The 18,944-nt window shown below is 66.4% G+C and carries 16 protein-coding genes; 11 read left to right on the top strand and 5 right to left on the bottom strand.

The window, feature by feature from the left end; all coding sequences use genetic code 11:
• Positions 1–4: 4 nt before the first annotated feature.
• The 4 genes from AC731_RS07425 to cspE all read right to left on the bottom strand — a co-directional run bounded on the left by AC731_RS07425 (position 5) and on the right by cspE (position 6,671).
• Complete coding sequence (locus tag AC731_RS07425) at positions 5–3,130, bottom strand: EAL domain-containing protein (protein WP_048702724.1); 3,126 nt, start codon at positions 3,128–3,130, stop codon at positions 5–7.
• Positions 3,127–4,107: an ABC transporter substrate-binding protein gene (locus AC731_RS07420; protein ID WP_053085793.1), complete on the bottom strand. Its 981-nt coding sequence runs from the start codon at positions 4,105–4,107 to the stop codon at positions 3,127–3,129. The genes AC731_RS07425 and AC731_RS07420 overlap by 4 nt, the downstream gene beginning before the upstream one ends.
• Positions 4,108–4,209: 102 nt before the next feature.
• Positions 4,210–6,255, bottom strand: coding sequence for a DEAD/DEAH box helicase (locus AC731_RS07415; RefSeq protein WP_048702726.1), 2,046 nt, complete (start codon positions 6,253–6,255; stop codon positions 4,210–4,212).
• A gap of 206 nt (positions 6,256–6,461) precedes the next feature.
• Positions 6,462–6,671 carry a transcription antiterminator/RNA stability regulator CspE gene (gene cspE / locus AC731_RS07410; RefSeq protein WP_004260632.1) on the bottom strand — a complete coding sequence of 70 codons (210 nt, stop codon included), beginning with the start codon at positions 6,669–6,671 and terminating at the stop codon, positions 6,462–6,464.
• Positions 6,672–6,992: 321 nt separating this feature from the next.
• On the opposite strand from cspE, the gene ylqF reads away from it, so the two are divergent.
• Positions 6,993–7,913: a ribosome biogenesis GTPase YlqF gene (gene ylqF / locus AC731_RS07405; protein WP_048702729.1), complete on the top strand. Its 921-nt coding sequence runs from the start codon at positions 6,993–6,995 to the stop codon at positions 7,911–7,913.
• A 24-nt stretch (positions 7,914–7,937) separates the two neighbouring features.
• On the opposite strand, the gene AC731_RS07400 is transcribed toward ylqF, so the two are convergent.
• Positions 7,938–8,153, bottom strand: a complete 216-nt coding sequence (locus AC731_RS07400; RefSeq protein ID WP_004260630.1) for a hypothetical protein — start codon at positions 8,151–8,153, stop codon at positions 7,938–7,940.
• A gap of 114 nt (positions 8,154–8,267) precedes the next feature.
• On the opposite strand from AC731_RS07400, the gene AC731_RS07395 reads away from it, so the two are divergent.
• The 10 genes from AC731_RS07395 (at position 8,268) to infB (ending at position 18,942) form a co-directional block, all read left to right on the top strand.
• Positions 8,268–9,149, top strand: coding sequence for an alpha/beta fold hydrolase (locus AC731_RS07395; protein ID WP_048702731.1), 882 nt, complete (start codon positions 8,268–8,270; stop codon positions 9,147–9,149).
• Positions 9,146–10,024: a 3',5'-nucleoside bisphosphate phosphatase gene (locus tag AC731_RS07390; RefSeq protein ID WP_156480672.1), complete on the top strand. Its 879-nt coding sequence runs from the start codon at positions 9,146–9,148 to the stop codon at positions 10,022–10,024. The genes AC731_RS07395 and AC731_RS07390 overlap by 4 nt, the downstream gene beginning before the upstream one ends.
• Before the next feature lie 18 nt (positions 10,025–10,042).
• Positions 10,043–10,675: an L-threonylcarbamoyladenylate synthase gene (locus tag AC731_RS07385; RefSeq protein WP_004260625.1), complete on the top strand. Its 633-nt coding sequence runs from the start codon at positions 10,043–10,045 to the stop codon at positions 10,673–10,675.
• Positions 10,676–10,728: 53 nt separating this feature from the next.
• A complete protein-coding gene (locus AC731_RS07380) occupies positions 10,729–11,388 on the top strand; it encodes a site-2 protease family protein (RefSeq protein WP_048702735.1) in 660 nt (219 codons plus the stop codon).
• A 13-nt stretch (positions 11,389–11,401) separates the two neighbouring features.
• Positions 11,402–12,232 (top strand): segregation and condensation protein A, encoded by an 831-nt coding sequence (locus tag AC731_RS07375; RefSeq protein WP_004260621.1) that lies wholly within the window; start codon positions 11,402–11,404, stop codon positions 12,230–12,232.
• Positions 12,210–12,809: an SMC-Scp complex subunit ScpB gene (gene scpB / locus AC731_RS07370; RefSeq protein WP_048702737.1), complete on the top strand. Its 600-nt coding sequence runs from the start codon at positions 12,210–12,212 to the stop codon at positions 12,807–12,809. The genes AC731_RS07375 and scpB overlap by 23 nt, the downstream gene beginning before the upstream one ends.
• Entirely contained in the window at positions 12,760–13,899 is a 1,140-nt protein-coding gene (gene rluB, locus AC731_RS07365) for a 23S rRNA pseudouridine(2605) synthase RluB (RefSeq protein ID WP_048702739.1), read from the top strand. The genes scpB and rluB overlap by 50 nt, the downstream gene beginning before the upstream one ends.
• Before the next feature lie 260 nt (positions 13,900–14,159).
• Positions 14,160–14,594, top strand: coding sequence for a ribosome maturation factor RimP (gene rimP, locus AC731_RS07360; RefSeq protein ID WP_004260612.1), 435 nt, complete (start codon positions 14,160–14,162; stop codon positions 14,592–14,594).
• 27 nt (positions 14,595–14,621) lie between these two features.
• Positions 14,622–16,097, top strand: coding sequence for a transcription termination factor NusA (gene nusA / locus AC731_RS07355; RefSeq protein WP_048702741.1), 1,476 nt, complete (start codon positions 14,622–14,624; stop codon positions 16,095–16,097).
• A gap of 13 nt (positions 16,098–16,110) precedes the next feature.
• Complete coding sequence (infB, locus tag AC731_RS07350; protein WP_048702743.1) at positions 16,111–18,942, top strand: translation initiation factor IF-2; 2,832 nt, start codon at positions 16,111–16,113, stop codon at positions 18,940–18,942.
• Positions 18,943–18,944: the final 2 nt, after the last annotated feature.

The following is an 18,944-nucleotide window of genomic DNA, read 5'->3' as shown; positions in this document are numbered from 1 at the left end:
GGGGTCAGCCGTGCTCCGCAGCGGCCTCGCCGGTTGCGGCGGTGTACCAGACGATCCAGCCGGGGACGTGCGCTGCGGGCATCGGCCGCGCGATGCCGTAGCCCTGGCCGAGCCGGCAGCCGATCTCGATCAGGGCCTCGGCATGATCCATGGTCTCGACGCCCTCGGCAATCACCTGGCGGTCGAACGCCTGGGCCAGATGGACCACGCTGAGCACGATCGCGCGGTCGTCGGCGTCGGACAGCATGTCGCGCACGAAGCTGCGATCGATCTTCAGCAGGTCGACCGGCAGGCGGCGGAAGTAGGCCAGCGAGGCGTAGCCGGTGCCGAAATCATCAAGGGCGAGCCGCACGCCCAATGCACGACAGGCCGTCAGCACATCGAGCGCCGCATTCATGTCGGTGATCGCGGTCGACTCGACGATCTCGAGTTCGAGCCGGTCGGGCGCGATGTCCGGATGTTCGTCGAGCATCGCCTTCAGGTCGGCGACGAAGTTCGCCTTGAGCAGATGGCGCGCACTGATGTTGACGGCCACCGGCAGGTCGAGACCCGCTGCGCGCCAGTTGGCGACCTGCTCGAGCGCCGTGCGGATGACCCATTCGCCCAGGGTGATCTCGAGTTCGTTGCCTTCGAGTGCAGGCAGGAAGTCGGCGGGGGGGCGCAGTCCGACTTCGGGATGGTTCCAGCGCACCAGGGCCTCGGCGCCTACCGGCCGGCGCTCGAGCATGTCGACCTTGGGCTGGAAGTGGAGCACGAACTCGCCCTGCTCGAGGGCCTGCGCCAGCCGGCGCAGCAGTTCCTGCTTCTGGCGCAGCGAGGCCTCGACGCTGGAGTCGAAGACCTGCACACAGTTGCGGCCGCGCTGCTTTGCGAGATACATCGCCTGATCCGCATGACGCAGCAGGGTGTCGGCATCGACCTGGTCGTCCGGATACAGCGCGACCCCGATGCTGGCCGACACCGCAACGCAGTCGTCGCGCAACTGGACGGGTTCGCTGACCGCTTCCAGGATGCGGTCGAAGACGCTGTGGCTGTCGAGGTCTCCGAGCAGGAGCACGAACTCGTCACCACCGAGGCGGGCAATGGTATCCACCGAGCGGAGCATCGTCTGCAGGCGGTCGACGATCTCCACGAGCAGTTGGTCGCCCGCCTCGTGGCCATACTGGTCGTTGATCGGCTTGAAGCCGTCCAGGTCGAGCAGGCAAACGGCGAGCGGCCTGCGGCTGCGGTCGGCGTGAGCAATGGCCTGGCGCAGACGGTCCTCCAGCAGGCGGCGGTTGGGCACGCCGGTCAGCGGATCGAAGTGGGCGATGCGGTCGAGTTCCTCCGCATGCGCCTTCAGGCGGCTGACGTCCGAGAAGACCGCCACGTGGTGGACGAGCCTGCCGTTATCGTCGAGCACGCGGGTGATGGACAGCGATTCCGCGAACAGCTCGCCATTCTTGCGTCGGTTCCAGACCTCTCCACGCCAATGGTCGGTGGTCTGCAGGCTGCGCCACAGCTGCGTGTAGAAGTCGCGCGATTGTTTGCCCGAGCTGAGGATGGACGGGTTCTGGCCCAGCACCTCCTCGCGCGCGTAGCCGGTGATGCGGGTGAATGATGGATTGACGTCCACGATGCGGTTGTCCGCATCGGTGATCAGGATGGCCTCGTAGCTGTTCTGGAACACGCTGGCAGACAGGCGCAGCGCGTCTTCCGACTGCTTGCGCTCGGTAATGTCCTCATGCGTGCCCGCCATCAGCTGCGGCGAGCCGTCGCGTGCGCTGGTGATCACGCTGCCGCAGGAGTGGATCCAGACCCAGTGTCCGTCCTTGTGCCGCATCCGGATGTCGTGGCGGAAACCCGGCACCTCGCCGGCGAAATGGGCCCGCAGCTTGCGCTTGATGGCGATCTGGTCGTCGGAGTGGGTGAGCCTGTGCCAGGTCTCGATGGTGACGGGGGCGAGCTCCTCGGGGGTGTAGCCCAGCATCTCGGCCCAGCGCCGATTGATCTGGAGTTCGCCGGTCGGGATCGTCCACTCCCAGGTGCCGACCTGTGTGGCGGCGATCACGTTGTCCAGTCGCTCGCGCTCGAGCTTCATCGCCACCGCCAGATGCCGGGCCTGACGGTTGGACCGGTCCAGTTGGCGGTTGCGTCGGGCGAGCCCGATGGCAAGCGCGAGGATGATGCAGCCGGCGCCGAGGAGCGAGATCACGACGGGCTGGTAGCGGTCGAAGACGTCCTGCCAGGTGAACTCGGGCAGTTGGTCGAACGGAGGCGCGCGCAGGCTGCGCATCGCCGATTCGACCGGGGCATAGTCGGCGGGGATGGAGAAGCCGTGAATGCCGGCGGAGATGGCGGCCGGGTCGTCCGCCTCGAGGTTGAGCAGGCGGGCGGCGATCACGCGCGCCGTCTCGCTGTTGACCTGTGGCAACGCCACCAGCGGCCATTCGGGATACAGGCGGGTGGAGAGCGCGTAGGGAAAGCCCGGGAGATTCTGGCGGTTCAGGATGCGCAGCTGCGAGATATCGGTCCGCCCCTCGCGTGCGAGATCCTCCAGCACGCCGGTGCGGACGAAGCCGGCGTCCGCCTCGCCCCTGAGTACGGCATCGACGATTCGGTCATGCAACTGGGCGCTCGACTCGAACTGGATGCGGTCGAGGTCGAGACCGGCATCGAAAATCTCGAACGCCTGCGAGACGTAGCCACCGAGAAAACTGGGCGCCGGCGTCGCCACGCGCTTGCCGTAGAGGTCGCGCAGGGTCGTGATGTCGTCGCGGTCGTCGCGTACGATCATGACACCGCCGATGGCCGGCACGATGTGACCCTTCTCGGCACGGACCACGGTGGCGAGCGCTCCGGAGAGCAGGTTGCCGGAGCGCAGGCTGATGTAGTGCGCCGGGTTCGTGAACACGAAATCGAGTTCGTGGCGTTGCAGCGCACCTTCCATCTCGGCCGGGTTCAGGACGCGCAGTCGAACCTCGTGGCCAGGCACGGCCTGCGTGAGGTAGTTCGCGAGCGGCTGCCAGGTGCGCTGCATGATCGCCTTGGGACGATAGCTGAGCACGCCCAGGGTCAGGACCTCGCCAGCCCAGGCGCCCGGCGCGAAGGTGATGGCAGCGAGCAGGAGGAGGAGCCCGCGCCGCATCATGGACGCACCCCGGCCGGCAGGAAGCGGGGCGTCGTGAGGCCGTCCAGCGACGCGGGCTGGCCCAGTTGGCCAGATCGGAGCATCAGGTCGGAGACACGGCGGGCTGCATCGCGCAGGCGCGAATCGCTGGGGTCGAGATAGGCGCGGTTGGCGTCGATGCCTGGCAGCGACAATCCACGGAAGGTGGGCATGACCGCTTGCCCGGGCAGGCCGAGGCGGCGAGCGAGACGGAAGGCCGTGTCGCCCGGGTTGCGTTGCAATGCATGAAGTCCGCGAAAATGGACGGCGATGAGGTGGGTCAGGGCCTTGCGGTGAACGTCCAGCCAGTCATGGTGCACAGCCAGAACGTCGAAGATGGTCTCGGGGATGCGCCGGCTGTCGAACAGCCGGTGGGCGTCGCCGGCGAGGAGGGTGCTCGCGACCGGTTCGTAGGTGATCAGCGCATCCACGCGGCCATCCTGCCAGGCCTGCGCATGCTGGTCGATACGCAGGGGCACGCGGACCACTTCACTGGTCTCGAGTCCGGCGTGCTGCAGCAGAAGCGCCAGCATCACGCCACCCACGGCGGTTTCCTCGACACCGATGCGGGCCCCGCGCAAGGCGTTGAGCGCGGTAACCGACGGCCGCGCGACAACGACGTCGGCACCGAGCGAGACGTCGAACACCAGCACGATGGTCAGCGGCAGGCCCTGGTCGCGTGCGCGCAGGACTTCGTCCAGCGTCAGTGCGGCCGCAACCACGTCGCGGCGGGCAAGGGCGTCCAGCGATGCGGTGGCCGATGCCGTCTCGACAAGCCGGACCTGCCGGGTGTCGAGCCAGCCTTCGTCACGCGCGACGAACATGAACTCGTAGCCGGGCCACACGTGGCTCGCGACCGATAGCGGTTGCGCTGGCGTACAGCCACCCAGCCCGCCCATGCCTCCCAGCATGAGGCCCCCCACGAGCTTGCGCAGCAAGGTGCGCCGGGAATGCATCATCGACTGCGCGTGTCCGTGTCAGAAAGGGAGCGAAGGATACGATACGCGGCCACCGGTCCGCCGTGACCGAGTTGTCACACTGGCGCGACGGCCGCGATGTCTTCAGTCCTCGCGGCGCTTGCGCGGCTTGCCCGCGGAGTAGGGCGCGTTGGCCGGGCGCGAGAACGACTTGTGGTGCGCACCCGAGTCGGGCCGTGCGTCACGCCGGGGCGCAGGGTGGTCGTCCTTGCGCGGTGCACCGGCCGGGCGCTTGCCGTCCCGCTCCCAGTTCCCGCGGGGCTTTTCGCTGCGCGGGAACTTGTCACCCCGCTCGCCGCCAGGCTGCTTCTGCCAGCCACCTTCGCGCCGTTCGCCCGCGAAGCCTTCGTCACGTGGCGGCCGGCGGCGCTCGGGCGTGGCAGCGGCCTCGGCCGCGCTCAGGGCGCGGATGTTCAGCGCCATCTGGCGTACGCGCGTGCGCTTCAGGATGCCCATCAGGTCATCGGGCAGGTTGGCCGGCAGCTCCACCGTCGAGAAGTCGTCGAACAGATGAATCTGGCCGATGAACTTGCCCTCGATTCCGCCTTCGTTGGCGATGGCGCCGACGATCTCCTTCGGGCTCGCACCCTGGTTGCGACCGACCTCGATGCGATAGCGCACCAAGGCACCGTCGGCGAACGAGCGGCGGCGCGCGAGGATCTCGTCGCGGTTGGGGCGCGGCGTGCGCTCGCGCGGGGCGCCGGTGGTGAAGTGCTCCTCGCGCGGTGCGCGACCGCCGCTGCCGGGCTCGGCGGTGGCGAGGTCCCAGCCGCGGCCGGACTGCTCGATCTGCAGCGGTCGTTCGCGCTGGGCAATCAGGGTCAGCGCAGCCGCGACTTCGTGGATGTCGAGTTCGTTTTCCTCGACCAGGTCGTTGACGACGCCCATGAAGAAGCCGAGATCCTCGCTGCCGATGGCGTCGACCACCTGGCGCTTGAACTGCGCCACGCGCAGGTTGGTCACTTCCTCGCTGCTCGGCAGTGCGATCGGCGTGATCGGCTGGCGGGTGGCGCGCTCGATCATCTTCAGCATGCGCGTCTCGCGCGGTGCGACGAAGAGGATCGCCACGCCTTCACGGCCGGCGCGGCCGGTACGGCCGATGCGGTGCACGTAGGCTTCGGTGTCGTAGGGGATGTCGTAGTTGATGACGTGCGACACGCGCGGCACGTCGATGCCGCGCGCGGCAACGTCGGTGGCGATGACGATGTCGAGCGCGCCGTTCTTCAGCTGCTCGATCACGCGTTCGCGCAGGCCCTGGGTCATGTCGCCGTTGAGGGCCGCGGCGGCGTAGCCGCGGGCGGCGAGCTTGTCGGCGAGTTCGTCGGTGGCGATCTTGGTGCGCACGAAGACGATGGCGGCATCGAAACTCTCTTCGGCGTCGAGGATGCGGGTGAGCGCATCGAGCTTGTCGACACCGCGGACGAGCCAGTAGCGCTGGCTGATCTTCGACACCGTGGCGGTGGCGGCGCGGATCTTGATCTCTTCCGGTTCGCGCAGATGGCGGCGGGCAACGTCGCGGATCACGTTCGGCATCGTGGCCGAGAACAGCGCCGTCTGGCGCTCGGCGGGGGTGTGCTCGAGAATCCACTCGACGTCGTCGATGAAGCCCATGCGCAGCATCTCGTCGGCCTCGTCGAGCACGATGGCCTTGAGTGCGTCGAGCTTCAGGCTTTCGCGTTCGAGGTGGTCCATGACCCGGCCCGGGGTGCCGACGATGACCTGGGCGCCACGCGACAGCTGGCGCAGCTGCACCACCATGCTCTGGCCACCATAGATGGGGAGGACGTGGAAATTCTTCAAGTGGTGCGCGTACTTGGCGAAGGCCTCGGCCACCTGGATGGCGAGTTCGCGCGTGGGGGTGAGCACCAGCACCTGCGGTCGCGTGTCGGACAGGTCTAGGCGCGCCAGCATGGGCAGCGCAAACGCAGCCGTCTTGCCGGTGCCGGTCTGGGCCTCGCCGAGGATGTCGCGGCCCGCCAGCAATTGCGGAATGCAGGCGGCCTGGATGGGCGACGGCGTCTCGTAGCCGACTTCGGCCAGCGCATTCAGGAGGGGAGTGGGCAGGTCGAGGTCGGCGAAGCGCAGGGCAGCCTCGGGGCTGGCGGGTTCGGTGCGGGCAGAGTCGGTCATGGCAGTCGGGCCGTGGTGGCGGCGATGTGCAGCAGCGCTGCGAAGTCGCAATTATCGGCGATTCTGGCGCTGCAAACGAAAAAAGCGGCTCGTGGCCGCAGCGGGGCAGTTCGGCAAGGGCCCGGCGAGGGCGCCCCGGAAAAGCAAAAACGCGGCGCAAGGCCGCGTTTCGGATGAATCGATGGACGTCTGGGACGTCGGATCGATTACAGCGGGCGGATGTTGGCCGCCTGCAGGCCCTTCGGGCCGGTCTTGACTTCGAATTCGACGCGCTGGTTTTCGGCCAGGCTCTTGAAGCCCTTGCTCTGGATTTCAGAGAAGTGGGCGAACAGGTCGTCGCCGCCGTTTTCCGGGGTGATGAAGCCGAAGCCCTTGGCGTCGTTGAACCACTTGACGGTACCGGTTTGAGTGCTCATTTGCGTTCCATATAAAAAATGACTGGGCTTGCGCCCCAAAATGCAGGAACGATCAAGAAACGTAATCCAGAGGAATCAGACCGGCACGCGCTCTTGTAGAACACGCTGGGTAACCACCAGAACAACCACTGCTTGAATCGACTGCGAGCCGCACGATACACGGTTTCCAGGGCGTGGGGAATTTATTTCGCGTGGAAACCGCAAAAAAACATTTCGTGGCCATCTCGGCTGGGAACCCATTCCGATCGGGCGTGGAGTTCTGCATCGCAATTTGCCGCCGGGGTGGAATAATGCGCGCTGTTCCAAACTGGTGAATCCAGCATGCCCATACAGTGGTTTCCCGGTCACATGGCTTCGGCGCGCAAGAAGGCGGCCGATGCGATGGCGGCCATCGATGTCGTCATCGAGGTGACCGACGCCCGCCTGCCCGAGGCGAGCAGCAATCCGATGATTGGCGAGTTGCGGCGCTTCCGCAACCGTCCCTGCCTGAAGCTGCTGAACAAGGCCGATCTCGCCGATCCGGCAGCGACGCAGGCCTGGATGGACTTCTATAACCGGCAGCCCGGCGTGAAGGCGGTCGCGATCTCGGCGAAGAGTCCGTCCGATGCGGCGCGCGTGCCGGCGCTCTGTCGTCAGCTCGCGCCGCATCGCGATGACGGCACCAAACCGCTGCGGATGATGATCATGGGCATCCCCAACGTCGGCAAATCGACGCTGATGAATGCCCTGCTGAAGCGCAAGGTGGCGAAGGTGGGTGACGAGCCGGCGGTGACCAAGCACCAGCAGACGCTCGATCTCGGGCCGGGTATGACGCTGACCGACACGCCGGGCATGATGTGGCCCAAGATCGACTATGACTCGGACGGCTACATGCTGGCGGCGAGCCATGCGATTGGCCGCAATGCGGTGATCGACGAGGAGGTCGCGACCTTCCTCGGCGGCATCCTGCTCGAGCGCTATCCGGCCCTGCTGGCGGCGCGCTATCGCGTCGACCCGGTGCAACTCGATGGCCCCGCGCTGCTCGAAGCGGTGGGGCGCCGTCGCGGCTGCCTGGTCAAGGGCGGCGGGCTCGATCTGGAGAAGGCGGCGCTGATCCTGCTGCAGGACTATCGCGACGGCGTGCTGGGGCGCATCAGCCTGGAAACCCCGGAATCGCGTGCGCGCATGATCGCGGTGGCGGATGCCGCGCGCGCCGAGGCCGCCGGAAGCGAGCAGGGCAGCGGAGACGACGGCGAGGAGTAAGGGCGTCGGCGCCCGATGTTGGCGCTAGACCTCGGCGACGATCGCGATCCAGCGCAGCCATTGGCCGCACGCATTGCGCGGCCCGCGCAGCGAGCCGTGCCAGGGGCCTTCGTTGCAGGTGCCGCGGCTGTTGTCAGGGTCGAGTCTTACGGTGTGACCGTCCGCCTCGAGCGCGCGCTTGCCGCCCCAGCGGTTGCAGGTGGGGCAGCGGCGGAGTTCGGCGGTCAGTGGTGCGGTCATCGGGGTGTATTCGGGACCGGGGGCGCCGGCAATGATAGTCCTTCGACCATCCCGCTGCAGCCCGGCTGCGGCGGAGGTGGCGGGTGACGGCCGACGCTTTGTTATGATTCAGCGATGAAGAATTCCCGCTCCCGCTTCCTCGATATCCGCGGCTTACGCTTGCATCTTCGCGAATGGGGTGCCGCGGGCGCACCGCGACTCTATCTGCTGCACGGCTGGATGGATGCGTCTGCGTCGTTCCAGTTCATCGTCGATGCGCTGGCACACGACTGGCACGTGATCGCGCCCGATTGGCGCGGCTTCGGCAAGAGTGCCTGGTGCGGCGCCGACAGCTACTGGTTCCCGGACTATTTCGCCGACCTCGATGCCATCCTGCGCGTGGTCGAAGGCGAAGACGAGGCGCCGGTGCGTCTGGTGGGGCACAGCATGGGCGGCAATGTCGCGCTGATGTACGCGGGGATCCGGCCCGCAAGGGTCGCCGGCGTCGTCGTGCTGGACGCCTTCGGTCTGCCCGACCGTCCCGCGGTCGAGGCGCCAGGGCGCTACCAGAAATGGTTGCGTGAATTGACCGAGGCGCAGCGGCCGCGTGTCTACCCCGACCACGACGCGCTGGCCGCACGCCTGCAGCAGGACAATCCGCGTCTTGTGCCGGAGCGGGCGCGCTGGCTCGCACGCGAGCTGGCGCAGGCCGACGGGGAAGGCTTTCGCATTGCGGGCGACCCTGCCCATCGCCGGGTGAATCCGATCCTGTATCGCCGCGCCGAGGCCGAGGCGTGCTGGCGGCGGGTTTCTGCACCCGTGCTGGCGGTGGAGCCCGAAGGGGACCGGCTGCGTGAGCGCTTCGGCATCAGCGACGCGGACCATGCGGCGGCGTTCGCCTGCTTTGGCTCGATCGAGGTCCGCACGCTCGCCGCGGCGGGCCACAACCTGCACCATGACCAGCCCGAGGCGGTGGCCGGAATCATCGAGGCCTTCTTCCTGTCCCAGCACGTATGACGATCCTTCTTTCGAAGTCCGGCGACCTCGCCGCCCTGCACGCGATGAATGCCGACCTGCATTGCCATTCCACCGTTTCCGATGGCTGGCTGGAGCCGGTCGAGGTGGTTCGCCGCGCCAAGGCGAATGGGGTCGATCTGCTTGCATTGACCGACCATGACGAGCTTGGCGGACTGGCGCTGGCGGCTGCGGCCGCAGCCGAATCGGGCGTTGGCTTCGTGGCGGGCGTGGAGGTCTCGGTGTCCTTTGCTGGCGAGACGATTCATATCGTCGGCCTTGGCATCGACCCCGGCAATCCGGACCTCATCGCCGGTCTGCGGCAGGTGAGGGCGGGGCGCGACGCGCGGGCGCGGCGCATGAGCGAGGCGCTGGCAGCGGTAGGGATTGCCGGCGCGCTGGAAGGCGCGCATCGCTTCGCCCGCAACCCGGCGCTGGTCAGCCGCGCGCATTTCGCCCGTCACCTGGTTGCGAGCGGTGTGATGCCCGACGTCAGGACGGTGTTCGACCATTACCTGGTGCGTGGCAAACCCGGCTTCGTCGAGCACGAGTGGGCGTCGCTGGAAGACGCGGTGGGCTGGATCGTCGGTGCCGGGGGCATCGCCGTGGTCGCGCATCCGGCGCGCTATCGCCTGTCGGCGGCGGACATGACCCGGCTGCTCGACCGTTTCGTCGCTGCCGGTGGCGAGGCCATCGAAGTGGTGTCTGGCGCGCACTCCGACGACGAAATGCGCCGCTTCGCCACCGTGGCCCGCCAGCGCGGGCTGCTCGCTTCGCGCGCGTCCGACTTTCATGGCGAGAAGGAAAGTCCGGTCGACCTCGGTCGCTGCAATCTATTACCCTCCGACCTCACGCCAGTGTGGTCGCGCCTGATCTGAGAAAAAAAGACAAGAACCATGGCCCAGTATTTTTCCCTTCATCCCGAGCAGCCGCAGCCGCGCCTGATCCGTCAGGCGGCCGAAATCGTCCGCGGTGGCGGCCTGGTGGTGCTGCCGACCGATTCCGCCTATGCCCTGGTGTGCGCCGTTGGCGACGCGAGCCAGCTCGAGCGGATCCGCAAGATCCGCGGCGTCGACGACCGCCATCACTTCACGCTGATGTGTCGTGACCTGTCCGAGATCGCGACCTATGCGCGCGTCGACAACAGCCAGTACCGGCTGCTGAAGGCGACCACGCCGGGTCCTTACACCTTCATTCTCGAAGGTACGAAGGAGTTGCCGCGGCGCGTGCTCCATCCCAAACGCAAGACAATCGGCCTGCGCATTCCCGAGCATGCCGTGATTTCGGCGCTGCTGGCCGAGCTCGACGGTCCGCTGCTCACGTCCACGCTGCTGCTGCCGGGTGAGGATCTGCCGCTGACCGATCCCGACGAGATCCGGGAGCGGCTGGAGAAGCAGGTGGATCTCGTGATCGAGGCCGGCTACTGCGGTCCGGAGGCGACCACCGTCATCGATCTCACGTCCGGCTCGCCGCAGCTCGTCCGGGCGGGGCGCGGCGCGCTCGAGCCCTTCGGCCTCAATGCCGACTGAGTGTCGACTGAGGGGCGCTCTGCTAGAATGCGCGGTTTCCAGCTGATGCTCCCATGGACTCATTGATCTCGACGCTGGCGATCTGGGCCTTGCCGGTGTTGCTCGCCATCACGCTGCACGAGGCTGCGCACGGCTACGTCGCCCGGCATTTCGGCGACCCGACAGCGGACCTCGCAGGCCGGATCACGCTCAATCCGCTGCGCCACATCGACCCGGTCGGAACCGTGCTGGTGCCAGCCGGCATTCTGGCGCTCAGCACGCTGTTCGGCGGGGGCGGAATCCTGTTCGGCTGGGCGAAGCCGGTGCCGGTCAATTTCGGTCGTCTGCGCAATCCCAAGGCCGACATGCTGTGGGTGGCGGCGGCGGGGCCGGCGACCAACCTGGTCATGGCGATCGGCTGGGCGATCCTGTTCCGGATCGCCGTCTCGGGTGAGCCGGGCGCCTATACTCTGCCGATGATGAAGATGGCCGATGCCGGCATGCAGATCAACGCGGTGCTGATGGTGCTCAACCTGCTGCCGATCCCGCCGCTCGATGGGGGCCGCATCGCGGTCAGCCTGCTGCCGCATCGCCTGGCGTGGAGTTTCGCGCGCCTCGAGCCGTACGGCTTTCCAATCCTGCTCGTGCTGCTGTTCACGGGCGTGCTCGGAACGATCCTGTGGCCGCTGATCGCCGGTTTCCGGTTCCTGCTCGGCGTGGTGATCGGGGTCTGACGCGCGTGCGCTCATGAACATGCCGCTGGACCTGGCGCCTGTCGATGCACCCGAGGTGCTCGAACAGGTCGTGCGCATCTACGGCGAGCCTCTGCTCGAACTGCCGAAAGACCTGTATATTCCGCCCGACGCGCTGCAGGTGTTTCTCGAGGCCTTCGAGGGGCCGCTGGACTTGCTGCTGTATCTGATCCGCAAGGCCAACCTCGACGTGCTCGACATACCGATGGCGCCGCTGACGGCGCAGTATCTGGAATACGTCGAGGCAATGCGCGCGACGAACCTGGAACTCGCGGCCGAGTACCTGCTGATGGCGGCGATGCTGCTCGAGATCAAGTCGCGCATGCTGCTGCCGCGGCCGCCGCGCGCGAGCGCGGAAGAAGAGGATCCGCGGGCCGAACTGGTGCGTCGCCTGATGGAATACGAGCGCATGAAGCTCGCTGCGGCCCGACTGGACATGTTGCCGCGGGCAGAGCGGGATTTCGAATGGGTCGGGGTGTTCGTTGCCGAGAAGGTGGTCGAGCGCCTGCCCGAAGTCAGTCTGCATGACCTGCAGCTGGCCTGGCTGCGGATCATGAAGAAGGCGCGCCTCACGCAGCATCATCGTGTCGGGCGGGAGCAACTGTCGGTGCGCGAGCACATGAGCGCAATTCTGCGCAAACTGGGCGATGGGGCCTTCGTCGTGTTCGACACCCTGTTCGATGTAAAGCTCGGGGCGTCGGGGCTCGTGGTGAGTTTCCTTGCGGTCCTCGAGCTGGTGAAGGAAAAGCTGGTCGAAGTGAGCCAGAACGAGGCGTTTTCGCCCATTTACGTCAAGTTGGCCGATGCATCCCGCGACGACGCCTGAGGCTTGGCTGCGCGTCATCGAGGCGGCGCTGCTGGCGGCGCCGGCGCCGTTGCCGGTGTCGGAGTTGCGCCGCTTGTTCGAGGAGGATCCGGGGCCCGACCTCGTGCGCAAGTTGCTGGACGAGCTGCGCGCGGAGTGGTTTGCCGCGGGGAAGGGGGTTGAGCTGGTGCAGCTGGCGACCGGCTGGCGCTTCCAGACCCGCCCCGAGTACCAGATCTATCTGGACCGGCTGAAGGAAGAGAAGCCGCCGCGCTATTCGCGGGCGGTGATGGAAACGCTGGCGATCATTGCCTATCGGCAACCCGTCACGCGCGGCGACATCGAAGAGGTGCGTGGCGTGGCGGTGTCGCCCAACATATTGAAAACACTTGAATCGCGCGGCTGGATCGACATCGTCGGTCACCGCGACACGCCGGGTCGTCCGGCGCTTTTCGCCACCACCCGGCGCTTTCTCGATGACATGGGTCTGCGCAGCCTCACCGAGCTGCCTGCGCTGACCGAGATCGAAAAAATCATGGACCTTGTCGATGCCTCGCAAACCGAACAGCCCGTTCCGGCCCCCGCAGAAGAAGTCTGAAGCGATCGAGATCCTCGATCGTCCCGCGCGTTCGTCGCGCGGTGAACGCGGCGGCGCACGGGACGACGATGCCCAGCCGCAGGATCCGAATGCGCATCTCAATGCCGACCCGCGCGGTCCTCGTGCCTCGCGCGGCGGGCGCGGCGGAAGCCGTCCGGCGGGCGATCCGGCGCGGCGTGCAGATGCGCATGTTTCCGCACTCGGGCAGGCCGAGCGCGGTGAAGGAGCGTCACGCGGGCGACCCCAGGGCCAGGGGCGTGGGCGCAATGCGCCGACCACGCTGACCGAGCCCGAGCGCCTGCAGAAGGTGCTGGCGCAGGCCGGTGTCGCCTCGCGACGCGAGATCGAGGAGTGGGTGATTGCCGGTCGCATCTCGGTGAATGGCCTGCCGGCGACGCTTGGCCAGAAGATCGGGCCGGGCGACCGCGTCAAGGTCAACGGCAAGCTGATTCCGCTGCGCTTCACGCAGCGCTCGCCGCGTGTGCTGATCTACCACAAGCCCGAGGGCGAGATCGTGTCGCGTGACGATCCGGAGGGGCGTCCGACCGTGTTCGAGCGTCTGCCGGTGCTGCGCAAGGGGCGCTGGCTGGCGGTCGGTCGTCTCGACTTCAATACGTCCGGGCTGCTGCTGTTTACCAACGACGGCGATCTGGCGAACAAGCTGATGCATCCCCGTTACGAGCTCGAGCGGGAATACGCGGTGCGCCTGCTGGGCGAGTTGACCGAAGAACAGGCGAAATCCCTGACCGAAGGCATTCAGCTCGAGGATGGTCCGGCAAAGTTCAACACCCTGCGTGACGAGGGGGGTGAAGGCGCCAACCACTGGTATCGCGTGACCATCTCCGAGGGGCGCAACCGCGAGGTGCGGCGCATGTTCGAGGCCGTCGGTCTCACGGTGAGCCGCCTGATGCGGGTGCGCTACGGCGCCGTGGAGCTGCCGGCGCGTCTCAAGCGCGGCATGTGGATGGAGATGCCCGAGGCCGATGCCTGCAAGCTGGCGGGGGTCGCCGCGCCGCAGCGGCAGGGGCAGGATGAAAAGCGCGCCAAGCGCCCGCCGAAGATGCATCGCACGACGCCGTCGCCGCGCTGAGCTTCGCCAGCGACGCTTCCATGCGTCAAGGGCCAGGCAAGCTGCTGCGTTGCAGCAGTTTGCCTGGCTGTCCGTTTTGCAGCTATAATTCCGCGGCTTTGATGGATGGCTTGGTTCTGATGGCGCCTTGCAGGTGCCTTGGTCGCGTCCGTCATTCGGTTGTGACCAGCGGCGTGTTCCCGGCAGGAACAATTGTTTGATGGGCGTTAGGCCCATTTTTTATTTGTGCGCGACGATTTCGCGCGTGGTGGAAGAAAGGCATGCGAGCAGGAATCGAGAATCTGATCGAACAGGTGGTGACCGGTCTCGGCTATGAACTCGTCGATATCGAGTTCTCGCCGCGCGGGCGTCTGCTGCGCGTGTTTCTCGACATCGAGCGCGGGATCACGGTCGACGACTGTGCAACGGTGAGCAACCAGTTGCAGCGTGTGTTCGAGGTCGAGAATGTCGACTACGACCGCCTCGAGGTGTCCTCGCCGGGTCTGGATCGCCCGTTGAAAAAGCTGGCCGACTTCGAACGCTACGCTGGCGAAGACGTTCAGATCCGACTGTCGCTGCCGGTCAATAATCAACGTAATTTTGCGGGTGTGCTCGGCGGTGTGCGCGATGGCGCCGTGGTGATCACGACCGAGAAGGGTGAGCAGTTGCTGCCCTTCGAAGACATCGAGAAAGCACGCCTTGTACCCAAATTCTGAGACTGTGGATGTGGAGGTTTTCCTGAAATGAGCCGCGAGATCCTGCTGCTTGTTGATGCATTGGCGCGTGAGAAGAACGTCGCCAAGGACATCGTTTTTGCCGCGCTCGAGTCCGCGCTGGCCTCCGCGACCAAGAAGCGCATCCATGACGACGCCGACGTGGTCGTGTCCATCGATCGCGATACGGGCGACCACACTTCGTGTCGGCGCTGGATCGTCATGCCCGACGAAGAAGTCACCAACGATGAAGCCGAGATGGGCATCATCGATGCGCGCGACATCAATCCCGACATCCAGCTCGGCGAGTACATCACCGAAGAGCTCGAGCCGATCGACTTCGGCCGTATCGGCGCCCAGGCGGCCAAGCAGGTCATTCTGCAGAAGATCCGCGATGCCGAGCGCGAGCAAGTGCTCAACGACTTCCTCGAGCGCAAGGAATTCCTGGTTTCGGGTTCGATCAAGCGCATGGAGCGCGGCAACGCGATCATCGAGGTCGGCCGCATGGAAGCCGTGCTGCCGCGCGATCAGCAGATCCCACGCGAGAACCTGCGCGTCGGCGATCGCGTCAAGGCCTTCCTGCTGCGCATCGACCGCGGCGCCCGCGGCCCGCAGCTGATCCTCTCGCGCACCGCGCCCGAGTTCCTGATGAAGCTGTTCGAGCTCGAAGTCCCCGAGATCGAGGACGGTCTGCTCGAGATCAAGGCCTGCGCCCGTGATCCGGGGCTGCGCGCCAAGATCGGTGTCAAGTCCAACGACCCGCGCATCGATCCGATCGGCACCTGCGTTGGCTTGCGCGGTTCGCGCGTCACCGCCGTCCGTAACGAGATCGGCGGGGAGCAGATCGACATCATCGTGTGGGCGGCTGACCCGGCCCAGTTCGTCGTCGCCGCCCTGCAGCCGGCAGAAGTCGTGTCGATCGTGGTGGACGAGGAAGCGCACGCGATGGACGTCGTGGTCGACGAAAACAACCTGGCCATCGCCATTGGTCGTAACGGCCAGAACGTCAAGCTCGCGTCCGAGCTGACCGGCTGGACCATCAACCTGATGAGCGAGCAGGAGTCGGCCGAGAAGACCGCGCAGGAGCAGCAGGGTCTGCGCGCGCTGTTCATGGAAAAACTGGATGTCGACGAGGAAATTGCCGACATCCTGATCGAGGAGGGCTTCTCCTCCCTGGAAGAAATCGCCTATGTTCCGCTGGCCGAGATGCTCGAAATCGAGGCCTTCGACGAGGACACGGTTAACGAACTGCGTAATCGTGCGCGGAACGTGCTGCTGACCGAGGCGATCGTGACCGAAGAGCAGCTGGAGAATGTCTCCGATGATCTGCTCAATCTCGACGGCATGGAGAAGTCGCTTGCCGCCAAACTGGCCCAGCAGGGTATCCGTACCCGCGACGACCTGGCCGACCTTGGGGTCGACGAGCTGGTCGAAATGGCCGGGATCGACGAAGAAAGAGCCAAGGCGCTGATTTCCGTTGCGCGCGCCCATTGGTTCGAAGAATGATGGGAGGGCAGTAATGGAAAATATGAGCGTGACCCAGTTTGCCGGCGAACTGAAGATGCCGGCCGCGGTACTGCTCGAGCAGTTGAAGCGTGCCGGTGTGGAAAAGAGCGGCCCGACAGACCTGCTGACTGAACAGGACAAGGCCCGACTGCTGGAGTACCTGCGTCGAGCCCACGGCGACACCGAGCCGAAGGGCAAGATCACCCTGACGCGCAAGCAGACGACCGAGATCCGCGCAACGGACTCGACCGGACGTGCTCGCACGGTGCAGGTCGAGGTGCGCAAGAAGCGCACGTTCGTCAAGCGCGACGAACTCGTGGCTGACCAGCCTGCCCCGGAAGTCGCCGCGCTGGCGGAAGAGCCGGTCGCGGAAGTCGTCGAGCCGGTGGGCGCGCCCGAGCCCGTCGCGTCCGTCGAGGCTGTCGCGCCTGTCGCTCCCGAGCCGGTTGCTGAAACGCCGGCGCCCGAGCCGGCTCCGGTGGTCGTCGAGCCCGAGCCTGCGCCCGAGCCGGTCGCCGAAGTTCAGCCCGAGCCGGAGGTCGCCGCGCCCGCCGCTGCGCCCCAGCAGCAAGAGGCGAAGCCGAAGACCACCACCACGCTGGTGCGTTCCAAGCCGCTGCCCCTCAGCGAGATCCTGGGCGACGAAGAGATCGCCGCGCGCAAGCGCGACGAAGAGCGTCAGCGCGCGCTCAAGGAACGCCAGGCGGCGGACCTGCGTGCCCGCCAGGAACGCGAAGCGGCTGCCCGTGCGGCGGCCGAAGCGCGCAAGGTCGAGGAAGAGTCCCGCCTGCGCGCCGAGCAGCAGAAGAAGGAAGAGGCCGTCAAGCCCGCTGCAGCCAAGCCGGGTAGCGGCACGCTGCACCGTCCGGCAAAGGCCGAAGACAAGGCCGGCAGCAAGGATGCCAAGCGTGGCACCGGTGCGCCGGCACGCGAGACCGACGGCGCCAAGCGCCGCGGCGGTCTGAAGACCCGCGGCGAGGTCGGTGCCACCACTGGCAGCAACTGGCGCGGTGCAGGCAAGGGGGGCGGTCGCCACGGTCGTCACCAGCAGGACGACCGTTCGAACTTCCAGGCGCCGAGCGAGCCGATCGTGCGCGAAGTGCATGTGCCGGAAACCATCACCGTGGCCGATCTCGCCCACAAGATGGCAGTGAAGGCGACCGAAGTGATCAAGGCCCTGATGAAGATGGGTTCGATGGTCACGATCAACCAGGTGCTGGACCAGGACACGGCGATGATCATCGTCGAGGAAATGGGGCACACCGCGATGGCGGCGAAGCTGGACGATCCGGATGCCTTCCTGGACGAGCACGACGAACACAAGGACGTCGAACTCCTGCCGCGTGCGCCGGTCGTTACCGTCATGGGTCACGTCGACCACGGCAAGACCTCGCTGCTCGACTACATCCGTCGTGCCAAGGTTGCGTCGGGCGAGTTCGGCGGCATCACGCAGCACATCGGCGCCTACCACGTCGAGACGTCGCGCGGCATGGTGACCTTCCTCGATACCCCGGGTCACGAAGCTTTCACGGCGATGCGTGCGCGTGGTGCCAAGGCGACCGACATCGTCATCCTGGTGGTGGCGGCGGACGACGGCGTGATGCCGCAGACGCGCGAGGCCATCCACCACGCCAAGGCGGCCGGCGTGCCGCTGGTGGTGGCGATCAACAAGATCGACAAGCCGGAAGCCAACCCCGACCGCGTCAAGCAGGAACTGATCGCCGAGAGCGTCATTCCGGAAGAGTACGGTGGCGACGTCATGTTCGTGCCGGTGTCCGCGAAGAAGGGTACGGGCGTCGACGAACTGCTCGAAGCCATCCTGCTGCAGGCCGAGGTGCTCGAGCTGACCGCGCCGGTCGATGCGCCGGCCAAGGGCCTGATCATCGAAGCCCGTCTCGACAAGGGCCGCGGCCCGGTGGCCTCGCTGCTGGTGCAGTCCGGCACCCTGCGCAAGGGCGACGTGGTGCTGGCCGGGGCAACCTTCGGCCGCATCCGTGCGATGCTGGACGAGAACGGCAAGCAGGTCGATGAAGCAGGACCGTCCATTCCGGTCGAGATTCTCGGCCTGTCGGACGTGCCGTCTGCAGGCGACGAAGCGATTGCGCTCGCCGACGAGAAGAAGGCGCGCGAAATTGCCCTGTTCCGTCAGGGCAAGTTCCGCGACGTCAAGCTTGCCAAGCAGCAGGCCGCCAAGCTCGAGACCCTCATGGAGCAGATGTCCGAGGGCGAGGTCAAGAGCCTGCCCCTCATCATCAAGGCCGACGTGCAGGGTTCGCAGGAAGCGCTGGTGCAGTCGCTTGTCAAGCTCTCGACCGACGAGGTGCGCGTCAATGTCATCCATGCCGCGGTCGGCGCGATCTCCGAGTCGGACGTCAACCTGGCGCAGGCTTCGGGTGCCGTCATCCTCGGCTTCAGCGTCCGTGCGGATGCTGGCGCACGCAAGCTGGCGGAGACCTTCGGCGTCGATATTCGCTACTACAACATCATCTACGATGCAGTGGATGAGGTGAAGGCGGCGCTGTCCGGCATGCTTGCGCCCGAGAAGCGCGAAGAGGTCATCGGCCTGGTCGAGATCCGCCAGGTGTTCACGATCTCGAAGGTGGGCTCGATCGCGGGTTGCTACGTGCTGGAAGGCGTGGTCAAGCGCGGTTCGCACGTCCGTCTGCTGCGCAATCACACGGTGCTGTGGACGGGCGAGCTCGAGTCGCTCAAGCGCTTCAAGGACGACGTCAAGGAAGTCAAGTTCGGCTACGAGTGCGGTCTGCAGCTCAGGAACTACAACGACATCCAGGAAGGCGACCAGCTCGAGGTGTTCGAGATCAAGGAAGTGGCGAGGACGCTGTAAGC

It is taken from the genome of Thauera humireducens (assembly GCF_001051995.2).
Classification (GTDB): domain Bacteria; phylum Pseudomonadota; class Gammaproteobacteria; order Burkholderiales; family Rhodocyclaceae; genus Thauera; species Thauera humireducens.
The sequence above is the reverse complement of the archived record's forward strand: the minus strand, read 5'-3'. Positions and strand labels throughout refer to the sequence as shown.

What these genes read in the sequence shown, in the direction of transcription:
- cspE (WP_004260632.1), bottom strand. Translation starts at nt 6,671, where the DNA reads ATGAGCACTCAAACCGGTACCGTCAAGTGGTTCAACGACGCCAAGGGC.
- AC731_RS07425 (WP_048702724.1), bottom strand. Translation starts at nt 3,130, where the DNA reads ATGATGCGGCGCGGGCTCCTCCTCCTGCTCGCTGCCATCACCTTCGCG.
- rluB (WP_048702739.1), top strand. Translation starts at nt 12,760, where the DNA reads ATGCCTCGCAAACCGAACAGCCCGTTCCGGCCCCCGCAGAAGAAGTCT.
- AC731_RS07375 (WP_004260621.1), top strand. Translation starts at nt 11,402, where the DNA reads ATGAACATGCCGCTGGACCTGGCGCCTGTCGATGCACCCGAGGTGCTC.
- AC731_RS07380 (WP_048702735.1), top strand. Translation starts at nt 10,729, where the DNA reads ATGGACTCATTGATCTCGACGCTGGCGATCTGGGCCTTGCCGGTGTTG.
- scpB (WP_048702737.1), top strand. Translation starts at nt 12,210, where the DNA reads ATGCATCCCGCGACGACGCCTGAGGCTTGGCTGCGCGTCATCGAGGCG.
- AC731_RS07415 (WP_048702726.1), bottom strand. Translation starts at nt 6,255, where the DNA reads ATGACCGACTCTGCCCGCACCGAACCCGCCAGCCCCGAGGCTGCCCTG.
- nusA (WP_048702741.1), top strand. Translation starts at nt 14,622, where the DNA reads ATGAGCCGCGAGATCCTGCTGCTTGTTGATGCATTGGCGCGTGAGAAG.
- rimP (WP_004260612.1), top strand. Translation starts at nt 14,160, where the DNA reads ATGCGAGCAGGAATCGAGAATCTGATCGAACAGGTGGTGACCGGTCTC.
- ylqF (WP_048702729.1), top strand. Translation starts at nt 6,993, where the DNA reads ATGCCCATACAGTGGTTTCCCGGTCACATGGCTTCGGCGCGCAAGAAG.
- AC731_RS07395 (WP_048702731.1), top strand. Translation starts at nt 8,268, where the DNA reads ATGAAGAATTCCCGCTCCCGCTTCCTCGATATCCGCGGCTTACGCTTG.
- AC731_RS07420 (WP_053085793.1), bottom strand. Translation starts at nt 4,107, where the DNA reads ATGATGCATTCCCGGCGCACCTTGCTGCGCAAGCTCGTGGGGGGCCTC.
- AC731_RS07385 (WP_004260625.1), top strand. Translation starts at nt 10,043, where the DNA reads ATGGCCCAGTATTTTTCCCTTCATCCCGAGCAGCCGCAGCCGCGCCTG.
- AC731_RS07390 (WP_156480672.1), top strand. Translation starts at nt 9,146, where the DNA reads ATGACGATCCTTCTTTCGAAGTCCGGCGACCTCGCCGCCCTGCACGCG.
- AC731_RS07400 (WP_004260630.1), bottom strand. Translation starts at nt 8,153, where the DNA reads ATGACCGCACCACTGACCGCCGAACTCCGCCGCTGCCCCACCTGCAAC.
- infB (WP_048702743.1), top strand. Translation starts at nt 16,111, where the DNA reads ATGGAAAATATGAGCGTGACCCAGTTTGCCGGCGAACTGAAGATGCCG.